Below are 1417 nucleotides of genomic sequence, written 5' to 3' on the forward strand. Positions count from 1 at the left end.
CAATTCCCCGGAAGGTCCGACGCCATGATGGAACGACTGACGCCTTGTCGCACCTATTGTATTTGTTAGGTGCGTGCGATCCCAATACGCCGGATGATGTCAAAGGAGGCCACGATTGGAGAGTCGTTCGATTGAAAGATGGGTTTCTTTGAACCTGCGGAAGACGCGGGCTGCTCTCCCGCAAACACGGATTTATTTGGAGATCTCACAATGAGTGCCGATGCGACAAACCTGTCGACCTCATGTCACCCTTGGGAGACATATAATGAAGTTCTCGACCGCGATACGCGGCCTGTTCCAAACCATCTGCGCGAGGGACCGGTTCCTGATATCGGGACGGAACCGGTGCGCGTCGACCGTTATTATGATCGTGATTTTTTTGAAAAGGAAGTTGAACATGTTTGGATGAGAACATGGCAAATGGCCTGTCGGGAGGAGGAGATTCCGCATTCAGGGGATATGATAATTTACGAAATTGTTAGTAGATCGCTTCTAATCACGCGCCAACCCGACGGGTCGATACGCGCCTTTCACAATTCATGCCTTCATCGCGGGCGGAAGCTGGCGACACATTCAGGCTGCAAGAATGAATTCCGATGCCCGTACCATGGGATCACTTGGAACATAGATGGTAGTTTTGCAAGCAACCCGATCGACTGGGATTTTCCCCAGTGGCAAGGCAAGCAAAATGCGCTGCCGGAGGCGAAGACCGGGACATGGGGGGGGTTCGTATTCATAAACCTCGATGACAATGCTCCGCCACTGGAGGACATTCTGTTTCCGATAAACGAGCATTTCGAGCGGTATGAACTCGAGAATTGCTATACCGCGGTGCACGTTCAGAAGCTAGTGCGTGCGAATTGGAAGACGACCGCCGAAGCCTTCATGGAGAGCCACCATTCACTCACCACACACCCCCAAATCCTGCCCTATCTCGCCGACGTTAACAGCCAGTACGATCTTCCCTCTGCGCATGTGAGCCGTCACTTTTCGGCGCAGATGGTGTCAAGCCCTCTTGCCAACCGCGAGTATGATCAAGCTGAAATCGTCGAGGCCATGTTGGGCGTCGGCTGGTCGTCAAGCGGCGCGGGGGTAGGAAGCGAAGTGGAGCTACCCGATGGCGTGACAGCGCGCGCCTTCATGGCTGACTTCTCGCGCAGGGCCTTTTCCGCGGAAGACGGGTACGATTACAGCGATAAAGCGGATGCAGAAATACTGGATGCGCTGCTTTACAACCTATTTCCCAACATGAGTTTTTGGGCTGGATTCATGCCTAACCTCACTTATCGATGGCGGCCGTACGGGGTGGATCCAGAGAAATCGATTATGGATATTTACTTACTAAAACGTGTACCTAAGAATGGTCCGCGGCCTGAGCCGGCAACGGTTCTTGAAATTGGGTTTGATAACCAATTTA

The 1417-nt window shown here is 52.7% G+C and carries 1 protein-coding gene; it reads left to right on the forward strand.

Translation table 11 applies throughout. From position 1 onward, the window contains the following. Positions 1–210 precede the first annotated feature (210 nt). A partial coding sequence (locus L3X40_RS21785) for an aromatic ring-hydroxylating oxygenase subunit alpha (protein WP_237367421.1) occupies positions 211–1417 on the forward strand: 1207 nt, incomplete at its 3' end.

It is taken from the genome of Rhizorhapis sp. SPR117 (assembly GCF_021742065.1).